Consider the following 14,366-nt stretch of genomic DNA (forward strand, 5'->3'; position numbering starts at 1 on the left):
TGTCGTAAGGAAGGTTCTTGTTGTGATTAATGATATATTTAAAGTGTTTGGAGAGCAGACAGCAGAAATCTTATTTGAGATCGTTACGGAATGTATGGATGATTATCTGTATATATTTGATCTGCAGGATAATACCTTTGAGATTTCACAGTCAGCTGTGAATCGGTTTAATATGTCGGAAAGTGTTCTGACAGATGCTGCAAATGAAGTTATGAAGGTAGTATATGAGGATGACCGCAGGATGCTTGCAAAGCATCTTGCGGATATATGCGAAGGAAGAGAAAAGGTACATAATCTTCATTACAGGTGGCTTGATAAAGAAGGTATGCCGGTCTGGATTAACTGCCGTGGTATCGTGATCATTGATCAGCAGGGAAAGGCAGAGTATCTGGTCGGGTGTCTGAATGAGACCGGCAACAAGAGAAGAGCCGATAATGTCACAGGACTGCTTGGCGGTCCGGAATTCCTTGCTTACCTGCGTGCACAAAAAGAACCCATTACCAAGGGATTTTTTATGCATGTAGGAATTGATGATTTTGGAGCGATCAATAGCTCCAGAGGAGCTGATTATGGTAATTATATCCTGAAAAGCGTAGCCGGCTGTATGAAGGAATGCCTTTCAGACAAGCAGAGAATTTACCATCTGGTAGCGGATCAGTATGTGATCGTGGATCTGGAAGCTTCCTCCGCAGAAGACGCTGTGGCACTGAAAGAAAAGATTACAGATAAACTTCGTAATTTCATAGTAGCCGAAAATTATGAAGCTATATTTTCTATTTCTATTGGTGTTATAGATGCAGCAACATTTTGTGAGGGAACCGAAGAATGCCGCAAAAAATTTGAATTTGCCTTGAAACAGGCAAAAAGCATGGGTAAAAATGGATTCTATATTTTTGACCAGGATGACTATGAGGTCTTTTTACGAAAAGGAAGAATCATAGCAACACTTCGTAATGCTATTGTGAACCATTATGATGGCTTTGAAGTATACTACCAGCCGATCGTGGACTGTCAGTCCGAACAGATCATTGGAGCAGAGGCACTGATGCGTTTTTCCATGATAACGGAAGAAGGGCGGGAGTTTGTTTCACCGATGGAGTTTATCCCATTATTGGAAGAGACCGGATTGATCATTCCCGCTGGAAGATATATTTTGAACGAAGCTGCAGCAATGTGCTGTGAAATGCAGAAATATATTCCTGACTTCCGGATGAATGTAAATGTATCCTATGTTCAGATCCTGCAAGGCAATGTGGAGCGGGATATTCTGGATGCAATTCAAAAATATTCATTACAGCCGGAATGCTTATGTGTTGAAATGACAGAAAGCGGATTTATGGATATGACACCTTCGTTCTGCAAATTTCGTAAAATTCTGGACAAGAACGGGATTCCCTTTGTGATCGATGATTTTGGAACAGGATATTCGAATCTTCATTGTATCCGTGATATGAATCCAAGTTACGTGAAAATGGATAGGGATTTTACTGCCAAGGCGATGAACAGTGACAGGGATTATGAATTATATAAAAATATCATCCCCATGGTACATAGTATTAACGTCAGGATATGCGCAGAAGGCATCGAGGAAAAAGAATGGCTTCTGAAAATGAAAGAAATGAAGGTTGATTATCTGCAGGGATATTATTTTGGAAGACCATGTGGAAAGAAACAGTTTCTGCAGCAATATGTCAGTGGCATCAACGTTAAATAAAGAGAGTAAGGCAGACTCAGCTATGCGGGGCTGCCTTATTTTATGGTCTTATCAGAAGGATGGATCCATAACGGCTTCTTTCAGTTTTTCCAGATCATTGGCATCAGGGTGAGACAATGCACAGTCAAAATTCTGGATCAATACATCAAGATTTGCCGGATGAGCAGGAGCTTCCTTCATTTTCAAGTAGCGTTCCCAGACAGACTGCGGCATTCTGCCCTGACACATATACTCTCCGACGATAACATTGCTTGCGTCAATGATAGAGCAGTTCGGAAGAAGGGATCACTGTGTCGGACACACCGAAATACTCACATTCATCCTGAGGTAATGCCCCGTGGATTGCATCAGCCAGCACCTTGGTATTACCTGTTAAGCTGCTATAAACGATGGAATATTTTTTATTCATCGTGGATGCAAACATCCGGCTGGTTAGAAATGCCACATTTTATGAACCGAATATCCAGCTGTATTTCCAGCTGAAATCCCACGATGTGTGCTTCCTATAATATTACTTATCACTGAAAGGCAGACGTGTACCTGGTGCGGATTTTCACCCCGCAATCTTTCCGTCCTCTATGAGGGACAGAAACACCGGCACCAGTTCGGGATCGAACTGCGTGCCGCTGTTCTTTTTTAGTTCACCTGCCGCGTAGTCGATCGAGCATTCCTGCTTGTAGGGGCGTCTGGCCGTCATCGCGTCAAAGCAGTCTGCAATGGTTAAGATACGTCCCATGAGGGGAATTTCCGTTCCTTTTAATCCGCGGGGATAACCGGTTCCGTCATAGCGCTCGTGGTGGGCGACAACTGCAGGGATCACGTAATCCATGTTCGGAAGGTAACGGATCATCTTGATGGAATTCTCCACATGCGTTTTCATGATTGCGTATTCCTCCGGCGTCAGCCCCTCGGTTTTCTTTAAAATGTGCTCGGGGATGCTGATCTTGCCGATGTCGTGAAGCATGCCTGCGACCCGTACCACCTCGATATCATTGTCGGTCATATGAAGCGCTTCCGCGAGCATGACCGCATATTTTGAGACATTCATGGAATGGATGAACGTAAAATTATCCTTGGCGTCGATGGCGGCGGTCAGCGCATAGATGGTCGGCGCCACCCGCTCGTAGGCGGTGCGGATATCCGGATTCTGGGAGCGGTTCTCAAGACCTTTGCGGTAAACGATGAGATGGCCTTTCCCATCAAGCTTTCCAAAATAGACAGCCTGCTCGACATTGTGGATCAACTCTCTGCCGTCGGCAGAAATATCCGGAAACACGGAGATGCCGCAGGTGATGGTAATTTCCCACACCATGTCGGGCATGCTGCCTTTTGTCAGAACTTCCACGAGAGACTGGGTAAACGCTTTGGCGGCTGCGGCATCACTGCCGCGTTTTAAGATGAGAAATTCGTCTACACCGAAACGGAATGCCATGTCGTCCGCATCCAGAGCAGAGAGAATGATCTTGGCACAGCGCTGGATTAAGTGATCGCCCTCTTTGGAGCCGTAAAGTTCGTTGTAAAGCTTGAAATCATCGATATCGAGCATGATTAAAGAGCACGGCGTACCGGAGAGGCAGAGCTCATCAATCATCTCAAACGCATGCTTGCGGTTGTAGAGCGCCGTCAGATCATCCGTGATGGAGGCCCGGTAGGCGTTCATGTAGAGATTCGCGTTGCGCAGTGCGTGGGTGGCATAAAAGCCGATCTTGCACAGTGCGGACACCTGATCTGCAGACAGTGGCATGTGATTGTGCAGCGCGATGAAGAGAAAGCCGATCAGTGCCCGGTTGTACTTCAGACAATAGACACCGATGATATTCTGCCGGATCAGCCAGCTGCGTGTATGGCTGGAAACGCCGTCAAGCGCGGTCGGCAGACCTGCGCCCGGCATAAACGGAATGTAGCTGTCGGCGTTTAACAGCTGCTCTAAAAGAATGCTCGAATCGAGAAAAGAATCTTTTTCCCAGGAGATATCGCCAAAACTGCGCGTGACGTGGTAGGAAGGACTGACATCGTCACGGATCGTGAGTAGCAGACCGTCCGGAGACAGCAGACGGACGGCTGTGTCTATAATAGAATCAAAGATTTCGTCCGGGTGAATCGTGCCGATGACGGATGACAGGAATTGATCGATGAGAACAGTTTGATCGCTCATAAGGCTCCTTTGTATATGGTAAATGAAAACATCTTGAGAATTCAGAATTATTATACTATAATGAAAAATGCATGGCAATAGTGGAAAACACATAGAAAAGCCATAGAAACAGGGATATTTTCATGCGGAGAGAAGAGTTTAAAATGGAGCGCACCGGACTGCTTGAGGTCGGCGATGTGCTTCCGATTACAGAGGGGAAGCTGCCCAATTCCTATTACTATACACTGGGCAAGGCGTACGCGATGTCGGCGAACTATGTGGTAAGCCAGCGCATCAAGTCGCGGGAAGGCACAGTGGTAGACGTCAAAGAGACCCCGAAGGGATATTTTGTTACGGTTGAATTTGATGAGTAAAAGCGCTAAAATAATAATAATTTAGCGGAAAGGAAGCACAAATGCGTTATTTACCGACGAGCAGACTGACGCCGGGAATGGCACTGGGGCAGGACATTTATGACGGGGCGGGAAGACTTCTTCTGGGAAGGCATATTCTGCTGACAGAAGAACAAATTTCAAATCTGGAATTCCTTGGGTTCCCGGGTGTCTACGTGGACGATGAGTTTTCCAGGGGGATTGAGATACAGCAGATTGTCAGCCCGGAAGTCCGGAGGCAGGCACTGAAAATTGTATATGATCTGTTTCACACGGATATGCGGAAGCAGGAACCGTCGGAAGCGGAGTTTAAGCTACGCAAAACGGTGGAGTCTGTGGTCGATGATGTGATATGCAATGGAGACATCATGTGCAATATCATGGACATCAAGAGTTATGATGATTATATCTATTACCATTCCATTCATGTGGGCATCCTTTCTGTGGTAGTCGGCGCACGGCTGGGGCTTCCGCATGATGAGCTGTGCCAGCTTGCAGCGGCGGCGCTGCTGCATGACATTGGGAAGCGGTTTATCGATCATGACATCGTGCGGGGAGGTAAGGCGCACCGCAGCGAAAAAGAGCAGGAGGTCTATCGGAGCCATCCGAAGATCGGTGCGGAATATCTGCGCGAGACATGCCGATTTTCCGCGGATGTGTATGAGGGAATCATGGAGCATCACGAGTGCTACAACGGCGAAGGGTATCCGCTTGGCAAAAAGGGCGGCGAGATTCACCTGTTTGCCCGCATTATCCGGATTGCAGACTGTTATGACGCAAAGGTTTCCGCGTTTCCGGCACAGAAATCACTGTCGCCGTCGGAGGCGTTAGAATATGTGATGGCGCTGGGCGACCGCTGGTTTGACCCGGATATTGTGGCTGTGTTCGCAAGGAAAGTGGCGGCGTATCCGATCGGCTGCGAAGTCGAACTGTCCAACGGGCAGCATGCGGTGGTGGCACGGAATTTTGAGAATTTCCCGCTGCGTCCGCTGGTGCGCGTTGTGGAGACGGGAGAGATGTTGAACATGCGTGACGATGAAAAAGCGAGGGCGGTAACTGTTGGGAGACTCATAGTGCGATAGAGCACCTGGGGCGAGAGGGAGTTATGACTGGACAGGGAAAGAGTGCGATTGATACACTTTTGGCAGAGAGCTTTAAGGAACTGGCGTTAAAGCAGCCGATAGAGAAGATTACAATCAAAGAGATTACAGATAAGGCGGGCGTGATCCGCCCGACATTTTACAATCATTTTCAGGACAAATATGATCTGCTGGAGTGGATTATCGACAAGGAACTGCTGGAACCGGTGGAACCGCTGATCCAGAACGGGATGATCAACGAGGCGCTGGTGCTTCTGTTCAGCGGGATCGAGCGTGAGAAGGAGTTCTACACGAAGGCAAGCCGGCTGGAAGGACAGAATTCATTCGGCAGCATTGCACAAAGCTGTGTGGAGCGCGTGCTGCTACAGGTCATCAAAGGACAGGCAGAGGGCAGAAAAAGCCGGTACGTGTGGCTGACACCAGAGCGTATCGCGGAGTATTATGCACAGTCCATGTGCTATGTGGTGATCACCTGGATCAAGTCCGGAATGACGATTTCATCCAAGGAACTTGCAGAAATCTATAATTACATGATCAAGCGGTCGATGACGGATATTCTGACAGAACTGTAATTGCGGACAGAATACAAATGAATATAAATGTATAGATAGTTATACATTTCGGGTCGAGTGTATAATAACCCGATACACGGAGAAAAGATTGAATATTTTCATATTCAGTCTTTTTTTTTATACAATGCTTTTATGGAAAGGAGAGAGGGACCATGATTAAATTTGGAAAAGCGGTCGTCAAGCTGCGAATACCGATTTTGATTCTCAGTATTTTCTTATTGATACCGTCGGCAATCGGATATTTTAACACGAGAGTGAATTATGATATCCTGACATATCTGCCGGAAGAGATTGAGACGATGAAGGGGCAGGATCTCCTGCTTGACGAGTTTGGAACGGGAGCATTCTCGTTTTGTGTAGTGGAGGGTATGGACGCGAAGGACATATCTGCAATGCGGGAGCAGATGGAGGAAGTTCCTCACGTAAAATCAGTGATCTGGTACGATTCACTGGCGGACATCAGCATTCCGATGGAGATGCTGCCGGATGAGATCTATGATTTCTTTAATAATGATGAGAAGGACAGCACCTTGCTCGCAGTGTTATACGATACATCGATGTCCGCGGACGAGACGATGGATGCGATTGAGGAACTGCGCGGTGTGGTAAAAGATCAGTGCTATATCAGCGGTATGTCGGCAGTGGTTACAGATATCAAGAATCTGTCGAACAAGGAGACCCCGGTCTATGTGCTGATTGCGGTTGTACTGGCAGTCATTGTCCTGTCACTTACGATGGATTCGGCTCTGGCACCGATTTTCTTTTTGCTCAGTATCGGAATGGCGATTGTATACAATCTGGGTACCAATGTTTTCAAGGGAGAGATTTCCTATGTGACACAGGCGCTCGCGGCGGTCTTACAGCTGGGTGTGACGATGGATTATTCCATTTTCCTCTGGCACAGTTACGAAGAGCAGCAGGGGCGTTTTCAGGGAGATAAAAAACGTGCGATGGCGCATGCGATTTCTAATACGATCACATCGGTGGTCGGAAGCTCCATCACGACGGTGGCTGGTTTCGTGGCACTGTGTTTCATGAGCTTTACACTTGGTATGGATCTTGGAATTGTCATGGCAAAGGGTGTTGTTCTCGGCGTTATCTGCTGCGTTACGGTGCTGCCGTCGCTGCTGCTTGTATTTGACAAGGCGATCGAGAAGACGAAGCACAAGGTTATCATCCCGGATCTGGGACGGATTGCAGACTGGATCGTGCGCCATTACGGCGTATTCCTGATCGTATTTCTGGTGGTGTTGGGCCCGGCAATCTACGGCTACACACACACGGATGTGTATTACGATCTTGCGGGAACACTGCCGAAGAGCTTAAGCAGTATTACTGCGAACGATAAGTTAAACGAAGACTTTGAGATGGGTGCGACGCACATGATCATTGCGGACAGCAGTCTCTCCGCAAAAGATGCCAGCGCAATGTTGGATGAGATCAGCAAGGTGGATGGCGTGAAGATGGCGCTTGGCTTTGACTCGCTGGTAGGACCAGGCATCCCGAGGGAGTTTATCCCGGATGACGTAAAAGACGTCTTGATCAACGGCGATTATCAGATGATGGTGGTCGGCTCGGAATATGCGGTTGCTTCTGATGAAGTGAACGCGCAGTGCGAGGAGATCAACAATATCATCAAAAAATATGATTCCTCTGCCATGTTAATCGGTGAGGCACCGTGTACGAAGGATCTGATTGAGATCACAGATCAGGACTTTAAGACAGTCAGCATCGTGTCGATCGGTGCAATTTTCGTGATTATCGCACTGGTATTTAAGTCAGTGTCACTGCCGGTCATTCTGGTGGCGGTCATTGAGTTCGCCATTTTTATCAACATGGGTATTCCGGCATATACGCACACGACGCTGCCGTTTATCGCTTCTATCGTCATCGGTACGATTCAGCTCGGCGCGACGGTCGATTATGCGATTCTCATGACAACAAAGTACAAGAAGCTTCGCTACAACGGGGCGGACAAGAAGGAAGCGATTGCGACGGCACTCCGCAGCTCCATCCAGTCGATCATTGTCAGTGCGCTCAGCTTCTTTGCAGCGACCTTCGGTGTCGGCATGTATTCCAATATTGATATGATCAGTTCCCTGTGTATTCTGATGGCACGCGGAGCAATCATCAGTATGTTTGTCGTTATTTTCATTCTGCCGTCCATGTTTATGATTTTTGATAAACTGATCTGTGCGACGAGCATGGGATTTCGCAATAAAAAGGGCACGACGGTGAATGTGTCGGAAAACAATGTATCGGTACAGTAACGGGAAAGGAAGGTAAAAACCATGAAATTACCAGAGTTAAAATCAAAATTCAAAAATAGATATGCAATCCGCATTATTGCCGGAGTCCTGGTCGTTACGCTTGTTGCAACAGGTTCCTCCGTCTACAGTGTGAATGCGGCAAAGGCAGGCAGCGCTGCCACAGAGACCGTGGAGGAGACGGAAGTTTCTGAGGAGGCGGAAGATACGGAAGATGCCGAGAGCAGCTTAAAGGATCTGCTGGATAACGGAAGCAAAGTAAGCGAGAAAGAGATCGGAAAAGAAGAGACAGTATATGTCATCGCCGACAATACCGGCAAGGAGCAGAAAATCATTGTCTCCGATCATCTGATCAACAACGATGACAAGGATACGCTGGAAGATGCGTCCACATTAAAAGATATTGAAAATGTAAAAGGCGATGAGACCTTTACACAAAGCGGCAATAAAGTGACATGGCAGGCAGACGGCAATGACATTTTCTACCAGGGAACGTCAGAGAGCGAGCTGCCGGTGACACAGAAGCTGACCTACTATCTGGACGGCAAGGAAGTGACACCGGAGGAGCTTGCCGGAAAATCCGGTGAGGTTACGATCCGGTTCGACTACACGAACAACCAGAAAGTGACAGCGAAGATTGACGGAAAAGACGAAGACATCTATGTACCGTTTATGGCAGTCAGCGGCATGATCCTCGGAGATGAATTCTCGGATATCGAGGTGGAAAACGGTAAGGTGATCTCCGACGGAAGCAACAATGTCGTGGTTGGCTATGCACTTCCGGGACTGAAGGAAAGCCTGAACGTAAAGGATGACGATTTCGACGGGGATGTCACCATTCCGGATTACGTTGAGGTAAAGGCAAAGGTTGAGAACTTCAAGCTTGATACCACGATGACGGTGGTTATGAATGCAACGAACTTCATCAGCGCCGACAGTGACAATGACACCTCGAAGCTGGATGAGGTATTTGATACTCTCGCAGACGCGATGGATCAGCTGACCGACGGTTCCGCAGAACTGGCAGACGGCGTAGACACCTTGAAGTCCAAGATGGGCGACTTTAAGGACGGCGTTGGCACCCTGCAGTCCGGCGTTCATGCATACACGGACGGAGCGGGAAAAATCGCAAGCGGTATCACGCAGCTTTCCGACAGCATTCCGACATTATCTAACGGTGTCGGCACATTGAACAGCAGTGCGGCAACGATTGCGGACGGCGTAGAACTGTTAGACAATACTTTAAAGACTTCCTTCACCGATCAGGAGAAGGCAGCGATGCAGACACAGGCATCGTCCGCAGTGGATGCACAGGCAGAGGCGATCAAGAACCGGGCATCCGCTGCGGTAGATGCGCAGGCAGAAGCGATTAAAAATCAGGCATCTTCCACGGTAGATGCACAGGCAGAAGCGATCAGGAGTCAGGCATCTGCAGTGGTAGATGCGCAGGCAGAAGCGATTAAGACACAGGCAGAGGCAGTAGTGGACGGTCAGGCGGAAGCGATTAAGAATCAGGCGACACAGCAGGTAACCGCAAAGTTTGATAATGGCAAGTATGATGAGGTCAAGAATCAGGCGGCGCAGGAGATCGGCGCGAATATGAGCAGCATGACGGGCGCCCTGACATCTTCCGCGGATGTGCAGACCCTGATTAACGGAGCGGCGTTTGCAACGATCGCGGCGCAGTATCCGACAGAGACGGCAGCAGAGATTCAGACAAATCATGCAGCTGAGATCGCAGCCGCACAGCAGCAGATTGCAGCGCAGTTTGGAAATACAATCACAACTGCGATGGGCGGAGCGGTAGATACCCTGGCACAGGGCGTTGCAAATGCAGCAAAGCAGGCAGCACTGGAAGCAGCCGGAGAGGCAGCCTTAGGCGGAGCGAAGATCGCAGCCGGGGAAGCGGCGGTAACCGGAGCGAAGCTGGCAGCCGGAGAGGCAGCGGTAACCGGAGCGAAGGAGGCGGCCGGGGAAGCGGCGGTAACCGGAGCGAAGATCGCAGCCGGGGAGGCAGCAGTAACCGGAGCGAAAGCAGCGGCCGGAACGGCAGCCGTGTCAGCGGCAGAACAGACAAAGTCCACGATGGCGGCAAGTATTGAGCAGCAGAGCTCGGGCGGATACAGTCTGGTAACCGGAGCGAGAGCACTGGCTAATGGTACCCAGAGTCTGGCAGATGCGGTACCGGCACTGACATCCGGTGTGGCGCAGCTTAAGAACGGAAGTGCAGAACTGGTTTCCAACAATCAGAAGCTCAACGATGGCGTCAACGCGTTAAGTGATGGTACCGACGCAGTGATCGACGGTGTGGATCAGTTATCGGACGGCGCACATCAGCTGGCAGACGGAATCGTTACCTTCAACGAGGAGGGAATTGAGAAGATCTTAAATTCCTACCACGGTGATATTGAGCCTCTGATGGATCGTATCCAGGCGGTTCTGGATGCCGGTGAGGACTATCAGACCTACACGGATATTGCGGACGGCGTGAACGGAAGCATTAAGTTCATCTACAAGACAGATGCGGTGAAAGAGGACTAATGAAAATTGTCTCAATAAATCCGTATTTGTTCTGGAAATATTGTAAGAAGAGAGTATAATAATAAGGAGTCATGTGAGGGAGGACGGAAATGAACTGGATAGAGAATGTTCTGATTATAGCGGGAGTGTCGCTTGATATTTTCGCGGCGATGGAGTGCCAGGGCGCATTGGTCGCAAAAGTGGACAAAAAACAGTTGTCCGTCATCTGCGCGTTGATCGCTGTATGGCAGCTTTGCGCGCTGGCGCTCGGGAACTATCTGTCCGGTCTCCTTTACAGAAATGAGCTGGCACACGATGAGAATTTTGTAGGACTTGTGATTGCGGCGGTGATCTTTTTCGGACTCGGCATCCGTCTGATTGCGAAGGCAATCAAGAACGAATGGGTCAATGAGCGCCGGGAGGAGAGCCTTGATGTGAAAAAGTTCCTGAGGATGACTGCGGTGACAAGCATCTATACGCTGCTTGCGGGGATCGCATTCGGATTCCTGGGGACGAACGTTGCGCTGATGCTGATCATCATCGTATGTATGACGATTGCATTCGTTGTGCTTGGCGTGTATACGGGTTATCATCTGGGATTTCAGCACAAGACAAAAGCATATGTCGGCGGAGCGCTTCTGCTTTGGATTGCCGGCATCGATGTGATTGTAAGACACATCATGTGCTAAAAAGAGGGAGAGTATTTCAAATAGAACCAGAGACGGTTGGGGAGCTGTCTCTGGTTTTTTCTGATCGGGGTGCGTTTACTCGTCGTTGAAAGAATCGGTGTGATACAGTATAATATTCTAGGAAGAAAGTATTACGTTTCGTAATGAGGGGAAAAGATGGAGAAGATCAGACATGACAGCAGCTATGAATGGCTGAGTGGCGAAAGCTGGAAGGAGTGGAGCGCGAGCTTCTTTTCGATGGGCTGGAAGATCTGGGGCGTGGTGTTAATCACAGAACTGTTTTTGTTTCTGTTTTTTAAGCCGACTGCAGACTGCGGCAGACTGCGCTATGGATGGCTGTTCATTGTGCGGCCGAGCGGGCTGCAGCTGTTGCTTCTTTTTGTGTACCGCCTGCTGACCGGCAGACAGAAGCGTGTATACAGCAGACGGGCGATGGCGGGATGCGCCATATTCCTGCTGACATCCTACGCGGCTGTGATGGCGTGGGTGCATACGAGCGTGACGCTGATGCCGATGGTTCTGTTGCTGCCGATGCTGCTGACGCCGCTCTACAAAGACCAGGTCATGACGCTTGTGCAGGCGGCGCTGCTCGTTGCAGCCTATGTGCTGGACTGTGTCTATTTTATACCTGCCAGTTCTTATTTCCCGCTGACAACCCCGTTTATTGAGGGCAGCATCTTCGTGGGAACGGTGTGCGGTATGCTGGTGGCGCTGGAACTGGTCAACGATTCGGCGATCGTGAACGATGAGCGTTCCAAGCGGGATTCCCTGACCAAGCTCTACAACCATGAAAGCTTTTATGAGGAGTTAGAGTATTACCAGAGAAGGTACGAGGAGAACCGGGAGCGTTTTTCGCTTGCGGTGATCGATATTGATAATTTTAAGAATGTCAATGATACCTACGGACATGCGTTTGGAGATGTCGTTTTAAAAGAAGTGGCAGACATCTGCGCCAGACACAAAGGCGCGGCGGGATTCTGTGCCCGCTATGGCGGCGAGGAGTTTGCCATCATATTTAAGGGAGCGGGAGTCGGACAGGCGGAAGAGATGGCGGAGCAGATCCGGCAGGAGTTTGAACAGAAAATGTTTACAACGCCGCAGGGGGAGCGGTCGTTTTCCGTGAGCATCGGTGTGGCGGAGTACGACAGGGCTTATGCGGGTGCCAGCGCATTTTTTGAAGTGGCGGACGCTGCTCTTTACCGCGCAAAAAGAGAGGGCAAGAATCAGGTGAGACGATGAAAGTATTGTTGACGGCGGTGAATGCAAAATACATTCACTCAAATCTGGCAGTGTATGATCTGCGCGCCTATGCGGAGGCTTATGGCACCGGCGGGGCGCAGGTGGAGATCGGGGAATATACGATTAACCATACGATAGACTACATATTGGAAGGAATCTATAAGGCAAAGCCGGATGTGCTTTGCTTTTCCTGTTATATCTGGAATCTGGACTATGTGGAACAGCTGATGGACGAGTACCACAAGATCTGCCCCGAAGTGCCGATCTGGGTCGGAGGTCCGGAAGTGTCTTATGAGACAGAGGCGTTTCTAAAGGAGCATCCGCAGGTGACCGGGGTGATGGTCGGCGAGGGAGAAGAGACTTTTCTGGAACTGTGCGAGAGTTACGCAAAAGCGGGTATCGGTGAGATGGCGGAGAAGATGAATCTTTCGGGAATCAAGGGAATCATGTACCGTGCCGGAGAGAGCCTTGTAAAAACCGGAGCGCGCGAGCCGCTGGATTTAAACCGGATTCCGTTCTGCTACGGAGGCGTCGAAGATTTCCGGAACCGCATCATCTATTATGAATCGAGCAGAGGGTGTCCGTTCCGGTGCAGTTACTGTCTTTCCTCGGTGGAAAAGACACTGCGGTTCCGGGATGTGGAGCGGGTGAAAAAAGAACTGGCATTTTTTCTGGAGCAGGAAGTCGCGCAGGTGAAGTTTGTGGACCGCACCTTTAACTGCAGGCATGAACATGCCATGGAGATCTGGAAGTTTTTAATCGAACATGATAATGGCGTGACCAACTTCCATTTTGAGATATCTGCCGATCTTCTGACGGATGAGGAGATTGCGCTGATCGGTCAGATGCGGCCGGGACTGATCCAGCTGGAGATCGGCGTGCAGTCCACGAACGACGCCACAATCACCGAGATTCACCGGACGATGCAGCTGGACCGCCTGAAAGCGGTAGTAAGGAGCATCCAGGAAAAAGAGAATATTCACGAGCATCTGGATCTGATCGCAGGTCTGCCCTATGAGGGCTATGAGACATTTGCGCGTTCGTTTGATGAGATTTACGCGTTAAAGCCCAATCAGCTTCAGCTTGGATTTTTAAAAGTGCTAAAAGGTTCTTACATGTATGAGCATGCCACAGAGTATGGTCTGATCTACCGCAGCAGACCGCCGTATGAGGTGCTTAAGACAAACTGGCTGGGGTTCGGGGAGATCCTTCGCATCCGGCAGGTGGAAGAGATGCTCGAGGTGTATTACAACAGCGGACAGTACGCCACAGCAATCCGGCTTCTGGAGACGCAGTATGCGAGTGCGTTTGCCATGTTTGCGGAACTGGGAACTTTTTATGAGGAGCACGGTTATTTTGGAATGGGTCATTCCAGGATGCGCAGGGCGGAGATCCTGCTGGAATTTGCAAAAGAGCGTAGGCCGGGGGTGCTCCCAGTGCTTGGAGAGGGTCTGGTATATGACCTGTATGAAAGAGAGAATCTCGGAAGCAGACCCGCGTGGGCAGCAGATGCGAATGAATGGAAACAGATGACGCGTCAGTATGGTAAAAATGGAAAGCAGTCGCACATTGAGCGGTTTTTCTACCGGTTTTCCGGTCACAGACAGGATACCGCATCGCTCCCGGAGAGGCTGGAAGATCCGGTCTATGTGAGATTTGACTATACCAGAAGAGATCCGCTCGATCATCAGGCGCAGCATGAATATCTGGAGTATTCCGGGGAATAACCGGAAAGAGGG

Annotated in this window: 10 protein-coding genes and 1 pseudogene; 9 read left to right on the forward strand and 2 right to left on the reverse strand. The window is 49.5% G+C overall.

Going from position 1 to position 14,366, the window contains the following annotated elements:
• The first annotated feature begins 22 nt into the window (after nt 1-22).
• A complete protein-coding gene (locus RHOM_RS01305) occupies nt 23-1,714 on the forward strand; it encodes an EAL domain-containing protein (RefSeq protein WP_014078486.1) in 1,692 nt (563 codons plus the stop codon).
• A gap of 51 nt (nt 1,715-1,765) precedes the next feature.
• Here the strand turns inward: RHOM_RS01305 and RHOM_RS01310 are convergent.
• Nucleotides 1,766-2,123 (reverse strand): annotated as a pseudogene (locus RHOM_RS01310) (flavodoxin family protein).
• 144 nt (nt 2,124-2,267) lie between these two features.
• A complete protein-coding gene (locus RHOM_RS01315) occupies nt 2,268-3,869 on the reverse strand; it encodes an HD domain-containing protein (protein WP_014078489.1) in 1,602 nt (533 codons plus the stop codon).
• Nucleotides 3,870-3,991: 122 nt separating this feature from the next.
• Between RHOM_RS01315 and RHOM_RS01320 the strand changes: the two genes are divergently transcribed.
• The 8 genes from RHOM_RS01320 (at nt 3,992) to RHOM_RS01355 (ending at nt 14,354) form a co-directional block, all read left to right on the forward strand.
• Nucleotides 3,992-4,222, forward strand: a complete 231-nt coding sequence (locus RHOM_RS01320) for a hypothetical protein (protein ID WP_044024579.1) — start codon at nt 3,992-3,994, stop codon at nt 4,220-4,222.
• Between the two features lie 41 nt (nt 4,223-4,263).
• Complete coding sequence (locus RHOM_RS01325; RefSeq protein WP_014078491.1) at nt 4,264-5,322, forward strand: HD-GYP domain-containing protein; 1,059 nt, start codon at nt 4,264-4,266, stop codon at nt 5,320-5,322.
• A 23-nt stretch (nt 5,323-5,345) separates the two neighbouring features.
• Nucleotides 5,346-5,912, forward strand: a complete 567-nt coding sequence (locus RHOM_RS01330; protein WP_014078492.1) for a TetR/AcrR family transcriptional regulator C-terminal domain-containing protein — start codon at nt 5,346-5,348, stop codon at nt 5,910-5,912.
• 152 nt (nt 5,913-6,064) lie between these two features.
• Entirely contained in the window at nt 6,065-8,182 is a 2,118-nt protein-coding gene (locus tag RHOM_RS01335) for an efflux RND transporter permease subunit (RefSeq protein ID WP_014078493.1), read from the forward strand.
• A 21-nt stretch (nt 8,183-8,203) separates the two neighbouring features.
• The gene (locus RHOM_RS01340) at nt 8,204-10,720 is read left to right on the forward strand and encodes a flotillin family protein (RefSeq protein WP_014078494.1); all 2,517 of its coding nucleotides are present in this window, start codon (nt 8,204-8,206) and stop codon (nt 10,718-10,720) included.
• Between the two features lie 89 nt (nt 10,721-10,809).
• On the forward strand, nt 10,810-11,388 hold the full coding sequence (locus tag RHOM_RS01345) for a manganese efflux pump MntP (protein WP_014078495.1): 579 nt from the start codon (nt 10,810-10,812) through the stop codon (nt 11,386-11,388).
• Nucleotides 11,389-11,544: 156 nt separating this feature from the next.
• Entirely contained in the window at nt 11,545-12,627 is a 1,083-nt protein-coding gene (locus RHOM_RS16450) for a GGDEF domain-containing protein (protein ID WP_014078496.1), read from the forward strand.
• Nucleotides 12,624-14,354, forward strand: a complete 1,731-nt coding sequence (locus RHOM_RS01355; RefSeq protein ID WP_014078497.1) for a B12-binding domain-containing radical SAM protein — start codon at nt 12,624-12,626, stop codon at nt 14,352-14,354. Before RHOM_RS16450 ends, RHOM_RS01355 begins: the two co-directional genes overlap by 4 nt.
• The last annotated feature ends 12 nt before the right edge of the window (nt 14,355-14,366 follow it).

Source organism: Roseburia hominis A2-183 (assembly GCF_000225345.1).
Classification (GTDB): Bacteria; Bacillota; Clostridia; order Lachnospirales; family Lachnospiraceae; genus Roseburia; species Roseburia hominis.